Below are 17,891 nucleotides of genomic sequence, written 5' to 3'. Positions count from 1 at the left end.
GCTCGGCTGATCGGACCAGAGCACTCGGCTGAACGGCTGTAGGGGTTCTGGAGAAACGTTGGAGAGCTTGTCGCAACGCTGTGAACACACCCCGCAGTCACGGGCCTCCTGTTCCACCACCCCACGGAAGGGAATCGTCCATATGCGACCAAAACGGCTGTTCGCCGGCGCCGCAGCGTTGGTCATAGGTCTGGCCGGCGCGGTCCTGCTCGGCAGCCCCGCGCAGGCCGCGCCCGCCTTCCAGCTGCCCTTCCCCTGCGGCCAGACGTGGAACGGCAACAGCACCGGCAGCAGCGCCCACGTCTCCTGGGAGATCGACTTCAACCGCGGCTCCACCGCCACCGCAGACCTCGGCGACACCGTGGTCGCCGCCGCGGCGGGAACCGTCGAGGTCTCCGCCCACCAGGGCTCCGTCAACGGCTACGGCAACCTGATCGTCATCGACCACGGTGGCGGCTACTTCACCTACTACGCACACCTGGACACCCGCGCCGTCACCGCGGGCCAGGCGGTGCTGCGCGGCCAGGCCATCGGCTCGGTCGGCAACACCAGCAAGCCGGGCAACGGCATCTCGCCGCACCTGCACTACGAGGTGCGCTACCCGGACCGGTCGCAGTCGCACATCATCAAGGCCGTCTTCAACGGCAGCACCTTCGGCTACGGCTCGGCCAACGTGACCAGCAACAACTGCGCCACGTCGTACGACCCGGCGGCCGAGTGCGGCAGCGGGTTCCAGGTCATCGACTCGGTGAAGCTCGGCAGCGCGGGCACCGCGAACCTGCTGTGGAAGGGCTCCACCAGCCAGAACTGCGTCATCACCCTGAAGATGACCGGCGTCGGCACCCCCACCGCCACCAGCGCCTTCCTGGAGCCGCAGGGGTCCAGCAGAACCACCGACTCAGGCAGCTTCTCCTACTACGCCGGGCCGGTCGTGCGCACCGCACCCGACTGCGTGAAGTGGGGCGGCAGCGCCGGCGGCACCAGCTACACCTCCGGTTTCGAACACTGCGCCTGATCCTTTTCTCCCCCGCACCCACTTCACCAGAGGAGCACCCTGTGCACGTCAAGCGTTTCCTGGGGCTGGCCGTGACCGCCGTGGCGGTCGCCGCGGCAGTCCTGGTCGAGGCCTCGCCGGCGATGGCCGCCCCGACCTTCAAGGTCCCCTTCCCCTGCAACCAGGTGTGGTCGGGCCAGACCCGCACCAACCACAGCCCCGCCAACGCCATCGACTTCAACCGCACCGACGACCAGGGCGACCCGGTCGTGGCCAGCGCGCCCGGCACCGTGGACGTGGTCACCAACCTCGGCGACACCAGCTACGGCAAGTACGTGCGCATCAACCACGGCAGCGGCTACACGACGTACTACGCGCACCTGAACTCGTTCAACGTGTCCGTGGGCCAGACCGTCAAGTACGGCACCGTGATCGGGTACGTCGGCACCACCGGCGGCTCGACCGGCCCCCACCTGCACTACGAGCAGCGCTCCGGCGGCTCCGCCATCCAGATCAAGTTCAACGGCGTGACCGCGCTCTACTGGGGCACCAAGAACTACACCAGCGACAACGGCTGCGGCGGCGGCGCGGCGCAGGGCACCGTCAACACCGCGGGCTCCCCGCTGACGGTGCGCTCCGGCCCCGGCACCGGCTACGCGTCGGTGGGCACCGTCAACGACGGCGCGACCGTCTCCATCCAGTGCCAGACCACCGGCACCACGGTCACCGGCACCTACGGCACCAGCAACATCTGGGACCGCATCGGCTCGGGCCGCTTCATCTCCGACGCCTACGTCTACACGGGCTACGACGGCTTCATCCCCGGCGTCCCCCGCTGCTGAGACCAAAGGAAGGGCACCTTCTTAACGCTCCGCGTTATAGAAGGTGCCCTTCTTAACGCCTGACCGGCTTTGACCTGCGGCGGAGGGCCGTGGATTGCGCAGGGGCAGCGTGGCGGCCGCGGCGTTGCTAACGTCTGCCGATGCCGCACCGACCCGGAGCCCTCCTCGCCGCCGTGTTCGCCGTGTTCACCCTGGCCGCCCTCGCCGGATGCGACGCGGCCGTGCCCGCACCGGCCGGTACGACGGCCACCGCGGCACAACCGGCGGCGACCCGGGACCCCGTGGCCGACCTCTCCCGCATCACCTGCGACAGCGCTCAGCTGTCGGCCGTCCCGTACTTCACGCCTTACATCGAGGCCCTGCTCGCGTACACCGACAGCCTGACCGGCGGTGACGAGGCGGAGCAGCGCCGCCGGGAGCGGGCCGTGCGCGACGCCGTCGCGCCCTGGGCCGCCGTCTACCGCGAGTACGCCGCCCGCGACATCGATCCGCGGCTCCAGCACTTCTTCGCCGACCTGGCCGACGACATGGTCAAAACCGAGCCCTCCGGGCAGCTGCCCGACACGCAGAACCTGGTCAGGTCCGAATGCACCCGGTTCGGCTACCTACCCGCGGCCTGACCGATCAGGCCGCGGGCCAGCAAAGCGATCCGCCTGCCCCGCCCCACCACGGCCCTGCGGACGAAGACATCGTGGTCGGCGCGCTCGATCTCGTCGAGGATCGCGCCGTAGACCAGGTAGGCCGTGCGCACGCAGGTGCGGGACGCGCCGGGTAGCAGGTCGAGGCCGGGCAGGGCGGCGGTGTAGTGGGCGCGGGCGCGGTCGACCTCGTACGCGATGAGGCTCTTGATCTGCGGAGTGGCCCGGCGGGCCGCCGCCGCCGCGCGCAGGTCGGCCGAGCTGACGCCGAACCGGGCCAGGTCGTCCTGGGGCAGGTAGACGCGGTCGCGGGCGAGGTCCTCGGCGACGTCGCGCAGGAAGTTGGTGAGCTGGAACGCCAGGCCGAGCTGCCGCGCGGGCTCCCGGGCCGCCACCGGGTCGGCGGGGCCGAGGATCGGCAGCATCAGGGTGCCGATGACGGCCGCCGAACCCTCCATGTACGACAGCAGCGCCGGATAGTCGGCGTATTCGCGCACGGTCAGGTCCATCGCCATGCTGTGTCCGAACGCGGCGAAGTCGGCCGGGTCCAGGTCGAAGACCTCGACGGTGTGCAGCACGGCGGGCAGCAGCGGATCGGCCACGGGCGCGCCGCGCAGCCCGGCCAGGAAGCGGCCGGACCAGTCGCGCAGCCGCTCGGCACGATCCTCGGGGGTGCCCGTGTCGGTGCGGTCGACGATCTCGTCGGCGTACCGGGCGAAGCCGTACAGCGCGTGCACATGCGGCCGCTTCCAGGCGGGCAGCAGGCGGGTCGCGAGGAAGTAGCTGCGGCCGTGGCGGCGGTGCAGGTCACGGCAACGGCGGTACGCCTGCGCCAGCTCGGCCGGGATCGGGGCGGCACCCGCCGGGACGCGTCGCGGAACGGCGCCGGCCGGGGTGCGGTCGGCCGCCATACCCACCTGCCGCACCGCCGCTGCTCCCCACACCCTGCCGCCCGCGCATTCGCACAGGCCACGGCCATCCTAGGCACGAGACGCCGCCGGCCCGGCACCGGGCGGCCTTGGAAGATCGCTGTCTCGGGTCAAACGGTGAGGTCGGACTGCAGATCTTGACCGGAAACAGCGATCTTGCCGCAGCGCCGCCCCGGCAGGCCCGGCTTCCGCACACGCGCTGCCGGACCGGCCCCGGACCGCCGCCGAACCGCCACAGACCCACTGCCAGATCACCGCAGGCAGCGGCTCTACCTCGTTAAGAAGGGCACCTTCTTCAACGCATAGCGTTAAGAAGGTGCCCTTCCATTGCCTCACCAGCGCCCCGAGGGAGCAGCGGCCGGCGAGGGGCGGGGCTCAGTCCGAGCTGAAGGCCGCGTCGAACGAGGCGGTGGGCGGGTCGAAGAGCAGACCGCGCACGAACTCCAGAGCCTGGGGGGCGCCGATGAGGCGGTCCATGCCCGCGTCCTCCCACTCGATCGAGATCGGGCCGGTGTAGCCGATCGAGTTCAGGGCGCGGAAGCAGTCCTCCCACGGCACGTCGCCGTGGCCGGTGGACACGAAGTCCCAGCCCCGGCGCAGGTCCGCCCAGGGCAGGTGGGACGACAGGATGCCCCGGCGGCCGTCGCCCATGCGCACCTTGGTGTCCTTGCAGTCCACGTGGTAGATGCGCTCGGCGAAGTCGAGGATGAAGCCGACCGGGTCGCAGCCCTGCCACACCATGTGCGACGGGTCCCAGTTCAGGCCGAACGCGGGCCGGTTGCCCAGCGCGTCCAGGGTGCGGCGGGTGGTGTGGTAGTCGTACGCGATCTCGCTGGGGTGCACCTCGTGCGCGAAGCGCACGCCGACCTCGTCGTATACGTCGAGGATCGGGTGCCAGCGGCGGGCGAACTCCTCGTACCCGGCGTCGATCATCGACTGCGGCACCGGCGGGAACATGGCCACGAAGTGCCAGATCGGCGAGCCGGTGAAGCCGACGACGACGTCCACGCCGAGCTTGGCGGCGGCGCGGGCGGTGTCGGCCATCTCGGCGGCGGCACGCTGGCGTACGCCCTCGGGCTCGCCGTCGCCCCAGATGCGGGCGGGCAGGATCCCCTTGTGCCGCTCGTCGATCGGGTTGTCGCAGACCGCCTGGCCGACCAGGTGGTTGGAGATCGCGTAGACGCTCAGCCCGTACTTGTCGAGCTGGGCGCGCTTGCGCGGGATGTAGGTCTCGTCCGACAGCGCCTTGTCGACCTCGAAGTGGTCGCCCCAGCAGGCGATCTCGAGGCCGTCGTAGCCCCACTCGGACGCCAGTCGGCAGACCTCCTCGAACGGGAGGTCTGCCCATTGGCCGGTGAACAGGGTGATGGGTCGAGGCATGTGTTCGCTCTCCGATCGTGTGCGGGAGTGCCTGGTGCGTCGAGCGGAAGTCGGATGGGTGAGAGGGCCGGTCGGTCGGCGTCCGACCGGCCCTCCCACGTTCAGTGCCGGTGCGGTCAGGCCGCGACCGGGAAAGCGGGCTGCGCCACCTCGGTCCAGGCGGACCCGGACTCGGCGGAGTGCTGCACCGCGTCGAGCACGAGCTGCACGCCGAGCGCCTCCTCGAAGGAGGGGTGAGGGTCGGTGCCCTCCGCCACGGCCTGCACGAAGTCGCGCATCTGGTGGGTGAAGGAGTGCTCGTACCCGATGATGTGGCCGGGCGGCCACCACGCGGACAGGTACGGGTGCTCCGGCTCGGTGACCAGGATCCGGTTGAAGCCCTGCTCGGCGGTCGGCCTGGTCGCGTCGTAGAACTCCAGCTCGTTGAGGCGCTCCAGGTCGAACACGAGCGAGCCGAGCGAACCGTTGATCTCCACGCGGAGGCCGTTCTTGCGCCCCATCGCGAAGCGGCTGGCCTCGTACGTGGCGATGGCCCCGCCGGACAGCCGCGCCGTGAACAGCGCGGCGTCGTCGACGGTCACCTGCCCGACGGCCTGGCCGTTGCCCGTGGCGGACAGGCCGCTGGTCTCGCTCGGGATCGGCCGCTCCTTGATGAACGTCTCGGTCAGCGCGCTCACCCCGGTGATGCGCTGGCCCGTGACGTACTGGGTCAGGTCGATGATGTGCGCGCCGATGTCGCCGAGCGCGCCCGACCCGGCCCGCTCCTGCTGGAGCCGCCAGACCAGCGGGAACTGCGGATCGGTGATCCAGTCCTGCAGGTACACGGCACGCACGTGGCGGATCACCCCGAGCCTGCCGGCGGCGATCATCTGACGCATCAGCGCCGCCGCCGGCACGCGCCGGTAGTTGAACCCGCACAGCGTACGAATACCCGACTCCCGCGCCGCGGCTGCGGCATCGACCATCGCCCGGGCTTCCGCCACGGAGTTCGCCAGCGGTTTCTCGCACATGACGTGCTTGCCCGCGGCGAGCGCGGCGATGGTGATCTCCGCGTGGCTGTCGCCGGGCGTGCAGACGTCGATCACGTCGATGTCGTCCCGGGCGATCAGCTCCCGCCAGTCCGTGACGTAGCCGTCCCAGCCGAGCTTGTCAGCCGCCTCGGACACCTTGGCCTCGTCACGGCCGCAGACCGCCGCCATCCGGACCCGCAGGGGCAGGTCGAATGCGCGGTTCACGGTGCGCCACGCCTGTGAGTGCGCGGCGCCCATGAACGCGTAGCCGACCATGCCGACCCGCAGTTCCTTGTTGTCGTTTGTGGACACGGGGTGGGCTCCTCCGTTACCGAGCCCGCTGGTGCGGGCGAACCATGTCGGGCTTAGAAACCGAGCTTCAGGTACGTGCTCGCGTTCTCTTTCGTGATCGTCTCGGAGGCCAGGATGACCTCCTTGGGCACCTGCAGCTCGACCAGGTCGGACATGCCCCGGCCCTGGGCGATCAGGCGGGCCAGCGAGATCGCCGACGACGCCATGGACGGGCTGTAGGTGACCGTGGCCTTGAGCACGGTCTTGTCGGCGGCGATGTCCTCGATCGCCTTCTTCGAGCCGGCGCCGCCGACCATGAAGAACTCGCTGCGGTTGGCGGCCGTGATCGCGGCCAGCACGCCGATGCCCTGGTCGTCGTCGTGGTTCCAGATGGCGTCGATCTTCGGCAGCGCCTGCAGGAGGTTTTGCGCCTCCTTCTGACCCGAGTCGGCGGTGAAGCGCGCCGCGCGGCGGTTGGCCACGGTGAAGCCGTAGGTGGCCAGCGCGGCCTTGAAGCCCGCGCTGCGTTCCTGGGTCAGCTCCAGCTCGTCCATGCCGGCGATCTCGCCGATGATCGGGCTGGCGACGTTCTTCGCCTTGAGCGCCTTGCCGATGTAGTGACCGGCGGCCACGCCCATGCCGTAGTTGTCGCCCTTGATCTGCAGGCGGTACGCCAGCGCGTCGGGGAAGGCACGGTCCAGGTTCACGACCGGGATGCCCGCCTCCATCGCCTTGAGGCCGAACGCGTTGAGCTCCTTGCCGTCGTGCGGCAGCAGCACGATCACGTCAGGCTTCTCGGCGATCAGGGTGTCCAGCGCGGCACGCTGCGCCGCGGCGTCCTTGCCCGCCTCGACCTGCTTGAACGTGACGTCCTTGTACGCCCCGGCCTGCGCCTTGGCGTTGTTGGTGATCGCCGCGATCCAGCCGTGGTCGGCGGCCGGGGCGGAGAAGCCGATCGTGACCGCCTTGCCGGCGGCGGCGTTCGGGTTTTCGGTGTCGGCGCCCTTGGTCTGCGCCGGGGTCGGCGTCTGCTCGTTGCTGGTGCAGGCGGTGAGCAGAGCGCCGGCGGCGATCGCCGTGCCGCCGAAGAGGAGCCGGCGGCGGGACGTGTCCGGAATCGAGTTGGTCATCACGACCTCCTGGTCGTCGCGAGGGTGTGTTCGGTCTGGCGACCGTCGCGTTCGACGGTCACCCCAGGTGGAGCGGGCTGTGCGGTGATGGAACCCAAGCCGGGGCGGGCCGATCGGGCGCCCGCCCCGCGGCGGTCAGGTCTGCGGTTTCGCCCGGGTGAGACCGTGCCTCCGGGCGAACTGCGTGACGGACGAGAACCGCACCTGCTGGAGAAGGACCGCGACCACGATGATCGCGCCCTTGACCATGTTCTGGACCTCGGTGGGCAGGTTGGCGATGGCGAACAGGTTGGTGATCGCGGAGAACACGATCACGCCGAACAGCGAGCCGATGATGGTGCCACGGCCGCCGGACAGCAGCGTGCCGCCGATGATCGCCGCGGCGATCGCATCGAGTTCGTAGAGTTCGGCCGCGGCCGCCTGGGACGAGGTGGCGAGCGAGGTGAGCATGATCGCGGCGATGCCGCAGCACAGGCCCGAGAGCGCGTACAGCAGCATGGTGTGGCCGCGGACGTTGATGCCGGCCAGGCGGGCCGCCTCGGCGTTGCCGCCGATGGCGACGGTGCGCCGGCCGAAGGTGGTGCGGTTGAGTAGCACCCAGCCGAGCCCGGCGACCGCCAGCAGGATGATGACCAGCAGCGGGATGCCGACGATCCGGGTGGTGGCGATGCTGTTGATGAACTGGTCGCCGGAGATCTGGGTCTGCTTGCCGGAGATCTGCGCGGCCAGACCGCGTGCGGCGACCAGCATCGCCAGGGTGGCGATGAAGGGCACCAGCTTGCCGTACGCGATGAGCACGCCGTTGACCAGGCCCGCGCCGATGCCGACGGCGACCGCCGTGAAGATCATGCCGACCGGGCCGAAGCTCTGCGTGGCCAGCGTCGTGGCCCACACACCCGACAGCGCGATCAGCGCGCCGACGGACAGGTCGATGCCGCCGCCGATGATCACGAAGGTCATGCCGACGGTGACCACGCCGATCGCGGCCGCCTGGGTCAGGATGACCATGATGTTGTTGACGACCCAGTCGACGTCGCTGTAGAGGTCGGGCCGGATGTACGCGCCGATCGCGAACAGCGCCAGCAGCACCCCGACCAGGCCCAGGTTGCGCCGCATCGGCTCCTGCGCCTCGTCCTTCCACCAGCTCGTCTTGGCGACGGCCGGGGCGGCATGGGGCGCGGGACTCCCCACCTGTTCCTCTACTTTATGTTCGCTGGACACGCTCATGCCATTTCCTCGCTTCGCTCGTCAACGGCATGTCTGCCGAGCCAGCTGGTTCGCTCGCTCACGCGGCCACCTCTTCAGTCGTCGCGGCGGTCAGCGATCCCGCCATAACCAGATCGAGTACGTCTTCCTCGTTGATGTCGGCCGCGGGCGCTTCGCGCACCACCCGGCCCTCGCGCATGACGAGGACCCGGTCGGCCAGGCCGAGCACCTCGGGCACCTCGCTGGAGACCAGCAGCACCCCGACGCCGTTCGCGGCGAGGTCGCGGATCACCTGGTAGAGCTCGGCCCGCGCGCCGACGTCGACGCCGCGGGTGGGCTCGTCGAGCAGCAGCAGCCGGGTGCCGCCGAGCAGCCATCGGCCGACGACCACCTTCTGCTGGTTGCCGCCCGAGAGCGTGCGCACGGCCCGGCGCACGTCACGCGGGCGCAGTTCCAGCTGGTTGGCCACGCGCATGGCCTCGTCCTGCTCCTTGCCGGTGTCGGTGAACCCGGCGGTGGCGTACGAGCTGAAGTTGGTCAGCGTCATGTTGCGGTAGATCGGCTGGCCGAGCAGCAGCGCCTGGCTCTTGCGCTCCTCGGGGGCCATGCCCAGCCCGGCCCGCACCGCCGCGGCGACGTTGCCCGGCGGCAGCGCCCGCCCGTCCATCACCACCGTGCCGGCCTCGGCCTGGCGCGCCCCGAACACCGTCTCCAGCAGCTCGGAACGGCCCGAGCCGACCAGGCCCGCGATGCCGACGATCTCGCCGGCGTGCACGTCGAGGTCGACGCCGGTGAACTCTCCGGAGCGGCCCAGCCCGCGCACCTCCAGCAGCTTCTCGCCGGGCGCGGTGTCCGGCCGCGGCGGGAAGACGTACTCGATGGAGCGGCCGGTCATCCGGCTCACCAGGTCACGGGTCGGCGTGGTGCGGGCCGGCAGGTTGACCGCCGAGGTGCGCCCGTCCTTGAGCACGGTGACCCGGTCACCGATCTCGCGGATCTCCTCCAGCCGGTGCGAGATGTAGACCACCGCGATGCCCTGCGCGGTCAGCTCCCGGATGATCCGGAACAGGTTGCCGACCTCGTCGTGCGCCAGCACCGCGCTGGGCTCGTCCATGATGATCAGCTTGGCCGAGTGCGACAGCGCGCGGGCCATGCTGACGATCTGCTTGCCCGCGGCGGGCAGCGACTTGACCAGCCGCTGCGCCGGGATCTCGCCGTGGCCCAGCCGGCCCAGCAGCTCCCGGGCCTGGCGCGCGGCCTGGCCCTTGTGCACGAAGCCGAGACTGCGCGGCTCGTGGCCGAGGTAGATGTTCTCCGCCACCGACAGGTAGTCGACGAGGTCGAGCTCCTGGTAGATGGTGGCGATGCCGGCCTTCATCGCGGCCTGCGGCCCGCTGAACGAGACCTGCTCGCCCAGCCACTGCACGTCGCCCGCGTCGGGGCGGTGCACGCCGGCCAGCACCTTGATCAGGGTGGACTTGCCCGCGCCGTTCTGCCCCAGCAGGCAGTGCACCTCGCCCGCGCGCACCTCCAGCTCGACGCCGTCGAGGGCGCGTACGCCGGGGAAGGTCTTGACCACACCGGACAGCCGCAGAACCACCTCGCCCGCGGCCTCCGCAGCGGTCGCCGCCTGCTCGCTCATGCTCGACTCCTCGCTCATCTCGGGCTCAGGCCTGCTCGAAGGCGATCTCGCTGGCCAGCACCGCGGCGCCGGCGACGCCTGCGCGGGGGCCAAGCTCGGACAGCACCAGGGGGAGGTTGCCGGTGGCCAGCGGCAGCGACCGCCGGTACACCACGCTGCGGATCTCGGCGAGCATGATGTGGCCCAACTGGGCCAGCCCGCCACCGATGACGATCATCGAAGGGTTCACGAAGCTGACCAGCCCGGCCAGCACGGTGCCGATGCGGCGGCCGCCGTCGCGGATCAGCTGCACGCAGACCACGTCGCCCTCGACCGCGGCGATCGCCACGTCCATCGCGGTCACCGCGCCGTTGGTCGCCAGCCGCTCGGCCAGCGCGGGCGAGGTGCCCGAGCGTGCGGCGGCCGTGGCCTCGCGGGCCAGCGCGGCCCCGCTGAACACGGCCTCCAGGCAGCCGACGTTGCCGCAGGTGCAGACCGGGCCGTGGCTGTCGACCTGGATGTGGCCGATGTCGCCGGCGCAGCCGTCGGTGCCCCGGTAGACCTCGCCGCCGAGGAAGACGCCGCAGCCGATGCCGGTGCCGATCTTCACGAAGAGGAAGTTGTCGACGGAGTGCGCCACGCCCGCGTTGCGCTCGCCCACGGCCATGATGTTCACGTCGTTGTCCACCACGGCCGGGCACCCGTGTTCCCGCGTGAGCAGCTCGCGCACCGGGAAGCGGTCCCAGCCGGGCATTATCGGCGGCGAGACGGGCACGCCGTCGCGGAAGCTGACCGGGCCGGGCACGCCGATGCCGATGCCGTCGAGGTGCGCGAACGCACCCTCCACCTTGGCCTTGGCGAGCAGCTCGTTGACCCGCTGCAGGGTGACCTTCGGACCGCTGCGGATGTCGGCGGGCTCGCTGTAGTGCGCGACCGGCTCCAGCCGGCCGTTGGTCACCTCGACGTCGATCGACGTCGCGCCGAGGTCGACACCCGCGAAGCGCATGCCCGGGTTCAGTTCCACGAGTGTGGACCGGCGGCCGCCGCGCGACTCGGCCGGGCCCGCCTCGGCGACGTGGCCGCCGGCGACGAGGCGGTCGAGTTCGCCGAGCAGTCGCGGACGGGGGATGTCCAGCCGGTCGGCGAGTTCGGCGCGCGACAGCGCACCCTCGTCTCGCAGCAGCCGCAGCACTCTGACGTGCAGCGGGTCCCAGAGCGTCCGCGCGAGGCTCATCCGCTCGTTCCTCCGACCTGATAGGACTCCACCGATGTGGTGTGTCGCACAGGTTACGAGCTTTCGACAATCGTGTCCATAGCTTCTCGCCGAATCCGCGAAACTTTTGTTTGATCTAGCAGAAGTTAGCCATGACCATCCAGAACACCCCCTCCTCTACTGCGCAAGTCTTAAAAAGTCGCGGTCTCATAACGGTCTCCGGACCGCGAGTCCGTCAGACTTGCGGCCCCGATCTGGGCACGGCCGGCGAAAGGTGGCGTCGTCGCAGGTGGGATGCCATCCGGCCAGGACCGTGGCGGGCCGCACGGCAGCGGATCGGCGTACCACGACCGCTACCGTGTTCGGCGTCGTACACGGTCGCGCTCGGCGGATTCCGCCTCGAAGGCGTCGGAGGCGGGCGGAAGGGAGGTCTGCAGCGACGGCCTCGCGGGAGCGTTCGCGCTTAGCCGGAACAGTCGATGCGCTCGACCGACGGAGGCCCGTCCGACCCCGCCGGACCGGCCGACCGCGCGGGTGAACGAGCCGGATTCACGTCCGTCACCGAGAAAAGTCGCCCGCCCTCACGGTGCGAACCTTTTATGAGGACGCGCTCCCTACCATGACCGTTCGACTTGCCAGGCACCTGTGCGTATCTTGAGCGCCCTTTCGCCCACCTGCCTGGCAAGTCGAGCGATCATGGAGTATGTGCCGGCGGCGCGAATCCGCGCGCGGCGCAGGTGGGGCGGGGATTCGGGTCAGGCGCGTGGGAGGCGCTGCTCCTGCCAGCGCTGCATCGCGCCGCCTACCTGCTCCTCCACGAAGCGGAAGAAGTCGCGCAGGTCGGCCATGCGTTCGCCGGCCAGCGTCCGCGCGCCGCCGGCTGCCTCGATGACGACGTCGGCCTCGTCGGAGAACTGGCCGTAGAAGCCGCGCTTGGCGGTGGTCACGCCGTACCAGGGCTGGTCGGGCAGGCGGTAGCGGTCGCGGCGGGAACCGGGCGCGGGCTCGCGTACGACGAAGCCCATCTGCATCAGGTATCGGACCGCACCGGAGATGGCGGCGGCGCTGACGCCCAGGCGCTCGGCCAGGTCACCGGCGGTCAGCGAGGTCTCCTCGGCGCTCATCATGGTCATCAGCACCCGGGACGGCATCCTGGGGAAGCCCATGTCGGCCAGCATCATCGCCATGTGCTCCACCGACCGGCGCACACCGTCCTCATCACGCGGCGCGACCGCGTCAACCTTGTCGCTCATCAAGGACGATCATAACAAGCTTAGGAGTATTCACAATTTTATGAACAACGTGCACGTTCCCGGCCGTCCCGTGCGGTGCCCGCCTCGGCCGCGGGCACCACACGGTGGAGCAGGACGCTAGGAGCCGGCGCCCTTGGCGGTGCCGGTCAGCGCGCCGACCACCCAGCCGACGAACAGCCCGTAGGCCGAGCCCGCCGCGGCGGCCTGGAGCGCACCCACGAACGTCGGGTCGCTGATGATGAACGCGGTGATGAAGGCCGCCAGCGCCGATCCGAAGATCAGAGCCGACCAGCCGAGCAGGAAGCCGCCGGCGCCACCGGTGACCGCCTTGCTGACCACTCCGAGGATGAGTGCCACGAAGAGGATCAGCAACAGCGCACGCAGATCGTCGGCGAGCAGCCGGCGCATCGCGCTGCTGGATCCGTCGACGGGACCGAAGGCCCACCGGGGCCAGGTCAGCACACGCAGGAACCAGCCCCAGGCACTGTCGGAGCTGGTGTGCCTCGACACCCACTCCACGAAGGGCTGATTACCGAACAGAAGGACGAGCGCCACGGTTGCGATGATCCCGGCACCTGTCACCGTACGAGTTCGCGCCATGACTAATGATAGTTTCCTAAGCGCGCATATGTCGATGGGTCATACCGCTGGTAACACCTGGCTGTCCCGCCGGTCGACCGGTCACCGGCCGCTGTCGCACCTAGACTGACGGCCATGCGCACCGTCCACGTACGCTGCGGCGACGACCTCCGGGAGACCCTCGGACCGGCCGGCTTCCCCGGTGATTTCGTGCCGTTCACGGACCCGGTGTGCCAGGGTCCCGTCCCCCGCACGGCTGACCCGGCCGAGTTCGACGCGATCCGCGCCGACTGGCTCGCCGGGGCGTACGACCTCGACGCCGGACCCGTGCGCGAGCGCCTGTCGCAGGAGCGGGCCGCCCTCGACACCCTGGACGCGTACGACCGGGTGCTGCTGTGGTTCGAGCACGACTGGTTCGACCAGGCGATCCTGATCCGGCTGCTCGCACTGCTCGCCCACCGGCCCGCGCTGCACGGGCGGCTGCGCCTGATGTCGATCGACGCGTTCCCCGGCGAGGACCCGTTCATCGGGTTCGGGCAGCTGTCCGCACCGCAGCTGGCGACACTCGCCGGGCGGGAGCGGCCGGTCACCGCCGAGCAGTTCGCCGCGGCCGAGCGGGCCTGGGCCGCGCTCGCCGTGCCGGACCCTCTCACCCTGGCCGGGATCACGGACGAGGCGCTGCCGTACCTGTCCCGGGCGGTCCGGCGGCACCTCGTCGAGCTGCCGTGGACCACGGACGGGCTGTCGCTGTCCGAGCGGCTGTGCCTGCGCGCGGTCAGCCCCGGGCCGCTGCCGTTCGCGGCCGTCTACCGGGCGCACCAGGACGCCGACCCGCTGCCGTACCTCGGTGACGTGATGCTGCTGCCGGTGCTGCGGCGGCTGCACGACGCCGAGCGCCCGGCGCTGGCGCTGCGCGGCGGCGAGTACCAGCTCACCGCGTACGGCCAGCGGATCCTGCACGGCGACGCGAGCTGGCAGACCTTCCCCCGCTGGGTCGGCGGGGTGCTGCTGCCCGGCTGGCGGTGGGACCCCGACGCGGCCCGGCCCGTCCCGGCCTGAGGCCTGACAGGTTCACGCCTCCAGCGGGGCGGCGGCGAAGGAGACCTTGAAGCGGGCGCACCAGATGGTGACGCTGCGCAGCGCGGTCGGGTCGACGTCGGCGGGCACGGCGTAGACCTGGGTGCCGTGGGTGCCCTTGAGGCGGCCCAGCTCGACGTGCTTGCCGTCGTCGAAGACGTGCCAACCGGCACGGCCGGGCAGCACGGGCTGATCGGTCAGCCATACCCGCAGGTCGGGGCCGTCCGATGTGGCCAGGTCGCGCAGGATCACCTGGTGGCGGCCGTCAGGCAGCCTGACCAGCTGCGCGGTCCCGGAGCTGTCGTGCTCGTGCGTGACCAGCTTGCCCTCCGCCAGCAGCACCGCGACGGCCGACGGCGAGGGCACGCCCGCGGCCGGGGAGGAGGCCGGCGAGGGCGTCGCGCTCGCGGACACCACCGCCGGGGCGGCGTCGTTGACGGTCTTCGAGGTGAGCAGTTTCCAGGGCTGGAACCAGTACAGACCGAACGCCAGGCCCACGGCCAGCACCGCGGCCACCGCCCAGACGGCGGGCTTGCCGAACATCCTCGTCATGCCCTGACGCTAAGGCCCGCACGGCGCCGGTGGGACCCCACGTTCGCGGATCGTAAGGTTCCGACGGCGGCGGCGTCCGGGCACCGACGATGATCTCGACGTACGCTCGCGGCATGGCCACCAGTGTGCTCGTCGTCGACGACGACCCGACCGTCAGCGACGTGGTACGCCGTTACCTGGAGCACGCCGGTCACCGGGTGGTGCTGGCCGCCGACGGGCAGGCCGCGCTCGACGCGTACGCCCGGGAACGGCCCGACCTGATCATCCTGGACCTGATGCTGCCCGTGCTCGACGGGCTGGAGGTGGCCCGGCGGCTGCGCGCCAAGCCCGGCCCCGGCGTGCCGATCATCATGCTGACCGCGCTCGGCGAGGAGGTCGACCGCATCGCCGGGCTGCAGGTCGGCGCGGACGACTACGTGACCAAGCCGTTCTCTCCGCGGGAACTGGTGCTGCGCGCCCAGTCCGTGCTGCGCCGCACCGGCCCGCAGACCGCCCCGGTGGCCGTGCTGACCGACGGGGACCTCGTCGTCGACCCGGTACGCCGCACCGCGCACCTCGCCGGCCGCGAACTGGCGCTGACCGTACGCGAATTCGACCTGCTGGCGTTCCTGATGGCGCACCCGAACGAGGCGCTGCGCCGGGCGCAGCTGCTGGAGTCCGTGTGGGGCTGGACCTTCGGCGACCAGTCGACGGTCACCGTCCACGTGCGACGGCTGCGCGAGAAGATCGAACCCGACCCGGCCGCGCCGCGGCGCATCCACACCGTCTGGGGCGTGGGCTACCGGTACGAGCCGGTGCGGGCGGACGCCGGTGCGTGACCTGCTGCTGATCCTGCTCGCCGCGCTGGCCGGCGCGGCGGTCGTCTGGCTGCCCGCGGCCCTGCTGCTGCGCCTGCTGCACCGCCGCTCGATCACGCTGAACGTGTGCGTGCTGCTGGTGGCCACGGTGCTGGCGATGCTGGCCGGGGTGCTGGCGGTCGCCGAGGGCATGTTCATCTCCCCGCACGACCTGCACGTGCTGCTCGTCGTGGTGCCGCTGTCCGGGCTGGTCAGCCTGGGGATCGGCGGCTGGGTGGCGTGGCGGCTGGCCCGCTCGGCGATGTGGGCGGCCGATGCCCGCGAGCGCGAGCGCCAGGTCGAGGCGAGCCGCCGCGACCTGGTCGCCTGGGTGTCGCACGACCTGCGCACCCCGTTGGCGGGTATGCGGGCCATGGCCGAGGCGCTGGAGGACGGGGTGGTCAGCGATCCGGCCACGGTCGCCGAATACCACCGCCGGATCCGTACCGGCACCGACCGGATGGCGGCGCTGGTCGACGACCTGTTCGAGCTGTCGCGGATCAATGCCGGGGCGCTGCAGCTGTCCCCCGTGGACGTGCCACTGGGTGAGGTCGTCTCCGACGCGGTCGCCGCGGCCGCGCCGGTCGCCGCCGCGCGGGGCGTACGCCTGCTCGCCGAGGGCGAGTGGCCCGTGGTGCGGGCGGGCGAGCGTGAACTGTCCCGGATCGTGGCGAACCTGGTGCTCAACGCGGTGCGCTACACACCCCCGGACGGCACCGTGACGGTCACCGGCGGCCGCGACGCCGAGGGCGGCTGGCTGGCCGTCGACGACACCTGCGGCGGCATCGCCGAGCCCGACCTTCCCCGCGTGTTCGACGTGGCGTTCCGCGGCGCGAAGGCACGCACCCCGGACGCCGACGGCGGCGGGGGCGGGCTCGGCCTGGCCATCGTCGCGGGACTCGTCGACGCGCACGGCGGCCGAGTGGACGTGGCGAACACCGCCGCCGGCTGCCGGTTCGAGGTCCACCTGCCGGCCGTGGCGGCCTGACGACCGCCGGTCGCTGCAGTTTCGGGGAAACTGCACGAATGGAGCCCGCCGTTCCGGCAGTTTCCCCGAAACTGCAGGGCAGGGCGTGGCGTCCGGTCTGCGGGACGGGCCCGATTCGGGTGGTGGATCGCGCATTAGGCTGCCTGGCATGCCTTCGGTTTCCTTGGTTCACATCGGCTCCTACACGGCGAAGGCCGGCACCGCGCAGGCGATCACCGTTTGGCGGCAGGACCCGGACACCGGGCGGCTGGAACCGGCGGGTCCGCCCGTCGCGGCGGTCGACCCGTCGTGGCTCGCCTGGCACCCCGAAGGCACCCACCTGTACGCGGCCAGCGAATCCGCCGCGCAGGTGCTGTCGTACGCCGTGACCGCAGACGGGCTCGAACTGCTCGGCGCGCAGCCCAGTGGCGGCGCGGACCCCTGCCACCTGGCCGTCGACCCGCAGGGCCGGTTCGTGGTGGCGGCCAACTACAGCGGCGGCTCCGTCGCCGTGTTCGCGATCGGCGCCGACGGCGCGCTGCTGCCGTACCACCATCTGATCACGCACGAGGGCAGCGGCCCGGACCCGGAGCGCCAGGAGGGACCGCACGCGCACATGGCGGTGCTCGCCCCCGACGGGCTGCTGCACGTCACCGACCTAGGCACCGACGAGGTGCGCAGCTACGCCGTCGAGCCCGCCGGGCTGCGGCCCGTGGCGACCTCGCCGCTGGTCGCCGGGATGGGGCCGCGCCACTTGGCCGTGCACCCTTCCGGGCTGGTGTTCGTCGCGGGTGAGCTGGACTCGACGGTCGTGGTCTGCGAGGTCGCCGACGGGCTGCTGCGGCCGGTGTCGAGTGTCGCGGCGACGGCCGGCGAGCCGGCTGAGCGCAACTACCCGAGCCACCTGGAGTGCTCGCCCGACGGGCGCTTCCTCTACGTCGCGAACCGGGGTGCGGACTGCCTCACCGTGTTCGCGGTGGAGGGAACCGCGCTGCGGCCGGTCGCGGACGTGCCCACCGGCCGCTGGCCGCGGCACTTCGCGCTGCTCGGGGACTTCGTGTACGTCGCCGACCAGGACGGCGACACGGTGCGCGGGTACCGCCGCGACCCGGCCACCGGCCTGCCGTCGCCGACCGGCGACACCGTCTCGGTGCCGAACCCGTCCTGCGTCCTGCCCGCCCCGCGCCGCGCCTGACCACGTGGGCCGTCCCGGCCCGGGGATTGGCATCGACGTTGGCCTATCACATCGAATTTCCGGTACTCCGATTCGATGTGATAGGCCAACGTCGATGAAGGGCGGGGTGGGGGTAGCGTCCTCCGATGAGATGAGCCAGGGTACACTCCGCGGGGTGTAACCCCGACCAATAAACCCA

General features: G+C 71.2%; 17 protein-coding genes. 7 read left to right on the top strand and 10 right to left on the bottom strand.

Features of this window, described 5'->3' with window-relative positions:
• Positions 1-142 precede the first annotated feature (142 nt).
• The 3 genes from AB0B66_RS04645 to AB0B66_RS04635 all read left to right on the top strand — a co-directional run bounded on the left by AB0B66_RS04645 (position 143) and on the right by AB0B66_RS04635 (position 2,456).
• The gene (locus AB0B66_RS04645) at positions 143-1,015 is read left to right on the top strand and encodes a M23 family metallopeptidase (protein WP_360522821.1); all 873 of its coding nucleotides are present in this window, start codon (positions 143-145) and stop codon (positions 1,013-1,015) included.
• A 41-nt stretch (positions 1,016-1,056) separates the two neighbouring features.
• Entirely contained in the window at positions 1,057-1,836 is a 780-nt protein-coding gene (locus tag AB0B66_RS04640) for a peptidoglycan DD-metalloendopeptidase family protein (RefSeq protein WP_360522818.1), read from the top strand.
• Between the two features lie 140 nt (positions 1,837-1,976).
• Positions 1,977-2,456: a hypothetical protein gene (locus tag AB0B66_RS04635; protein WP_360522815.1), complete on the top strand. Its 480-nt coding sequence runs from the start codon at positions 1,977-1,979 to the stop codon at positions 2,454-2,456.
• On the opposite strand, the gene AB0B66_RS04630 is transcribed toward AB0B66_RS04635, so the two are convergent.
• The 9 genes from AB0B66_RS04630 to AB0B66_RS04590 all read right to left on the bottom strand — a co-directional run bounded on the left by AB0B66_RS04630 (position 2,438) and on the right by AB0B66_RS04590 (position 13,062).
• Positions 2,438-3,322 carry a phytoene/squalene synthase family protein gene (locus tag AB0B66_RS04630; protein ID WP_360522979.1) on the bottom strand — a complete coding sequence of 295 codons (885 nt, stop codon included), beginning with the start codon at positions 3,320-3,322 and terminating at the stop codon, positions 2,438-2,440. The two genes, AB0B66_RS04635 and AB0B66_RS04630, sit on opposite strands and share 19 nt — an antisense overlap.
• A gap of 456 nt (positions 3,323-3,778) precedes the next feature.
• The gene (locus AB0B66_RS04625) at positions 3,779-4,783 is read right to left on the bottom strand and encodes a sugar phosphate isomerase/epimerase family protein (protein WP_360522812.1); all 1,005 of its coding nucleotides are present in this window, start codon (positions 4,781-4,783) and stop codon (positions 3,779-3,781) included.
• 116 nt (positions 4,784-4,899) lie between these two features.
• Positions 4,900-6,105, bottom strand: a complete 1,206-nt coding sequence (locus AB0B66_RS04620; RefSeq protein WP_360522809.1) for a Gfo/Idh/MocA family oxidoreductase — start codon at positions 6,103-6,105, stop codon at positions 4,900-4,902.
• Positions 6,106-6,158: 53 nt separating this feature from the next.
• On the bottom strand, positions 6,159-7,214 hold the full coding sequence (locus AB0B66_RS04615; protein WP_360522806.1) for a substrate-binding domain-containing protein: 1,056 nt from the start codon (positions 7,212-7,214) through the stop codon (positions 6,159-6,161).
• Positions 7,215-7,349: 135 nt separating this feature from the next.
• Entirely contained in the window at positions 7,350-8,330 is a 981-nt protein-coding gene (locus tag AB0B66_RS04610) for an ABC transporter permease (RefSeq protein ID WP_360522976.1), read from the bottom strand.
• Between the two features lie 169 nt (positions 8,331-8,499).
• Complete coding sequence (locus AB0B66_RS04605; protein WP_360522803.1) at positions 8,500-10,062, bottom strand: sugar ABC transporter ATP-binding protein; 1,563 nt, start codon at positions 10,060-10,062, stop codon at positions 8,500-8,502.
• Positions 10,063-10,087: 25 nt separating this feature from the next.
• Complete coding sequence (locus tag AB0B66_RS04600; protein WP_360522800.1) at positions 10,088-11,275, bottom strand: ROK family transcriptional regulator; 1,188 nt, start codon at positions 11,273-11,275, stop codon at positions 10,088-10,090.
• Positions 11,276-12,009: 734 nt separating this feature from the next.
• Entirely contained in the window at positions 12,010-12,507 is a 498-nt protein-coding gene (locus tag AB0B66_RS04595; protein ID WP_360522797.1) for a helix-turn-helix domain-containing protein, read from the bottom strand.
• A gap of 117 nt (positions 12,508-12,624) precedes the next feature.
• Positions 12,625-13,062, bottom strand: coding sequence for a hypothetical protein (locus tag AB0B66_RS04590; RefSeq protein ID WP_360522794.1), 438 nt, complete (start codon positions 13,060-13,062; stop codon positions 12,625-12,627).
• Positions 13,063-13,221: 159 nt separating this feature from the next.
• Here AB0B66_RS04590 and AB0B66_RS04585 point away from each other — a divergent pair, with 159 nt between their 5' ends.
• Positions 13,222-14,145 (top strand): DUF1835 domain-containing protein, encoded by a 924-nt coding sequence (locus tag AB0B66_RS04585; protein ID WP_360522791.1) that lies wholly within the window; start codon positions 13,222-13,224, stop codon positions 14,143-14,145.
• Positions 14,146-14,157: 12 nt separating this feature from the next.
• Here AB0B66_RS04585 and AB0B66_RS04580 read toward each other — a convergent pair whose 3' ends face one another.
• On the bottom strand, positions 14,158-14,715 hold the full coding sequence (locus AB0B66_RS04580) for a DM13 domain-containing protein (RefSeq protein ID WP_360522788.1): 558 nt from the start codon (positions 14,713-14,715) through the stop codon (positions 14,158-14,160).
• A gap of 113 nt (positions 14,716-14,828) precedes the next feature.
• On the opposite strand from AB0B66_RS04580, the gene AB0B66_RS04575 reads away from it, so the two are divergent.
• The 3 genes from AB0B66_RS04575 (at position 14,829) to AB0B66_RS04565 (ending at position 17,713) form a co-directional block, all read left to right on the top strand.
• Positions 14,829-15,533 (top strand): response regulator transcription factor, encoded by a 705-nt coding sequence (locus tag AB0B66_RS04575; protein WP_360522785.1) that lies wholly within the window; start codon positions 14,829-14,831, stop codon positions 15,531-15,533.
• A gap of 1 nt (position 15,534) precedes the next feature.
• Positions 15,535-16,539, top strand: a complete 1,005-nt coding sequence (locus tag AB0B66_RS04570; RefSeq protein ID WP_360522973.1) for an ATP-binding protein — start codon at positions 15,535-15,537, stop codon at positions 16,537-16,539.
• A 148-nt stretch (positions 16,540-16,687) separates the two neighbouring features.
• Entirely contained in the window at positions 16,688-17,713 is a 1,026-nt protein-coding gene (locus AB0B66_RS04565; protein WP_360522782.1) for a lactonase family protein, read from the top strand.
• Positions 17,714-17,891: the final 178 nt, after the last annotated feature.

Source organism: Catellatospora sp. NPDC049111, assembly GCF_040648615.1.
In the GTDB taxonomy this organism is placed as follows: Bacteria; Actinomycetota; Actinomycetes; order Mycobacteriales; family Micromonosporaceae; genus Catellatospora; species Catellatospora aurea.
Note: the sequence above shows the minus strand (reverse complement) of the source record. Positions and strands in the feature narration are given on the sequence as shown.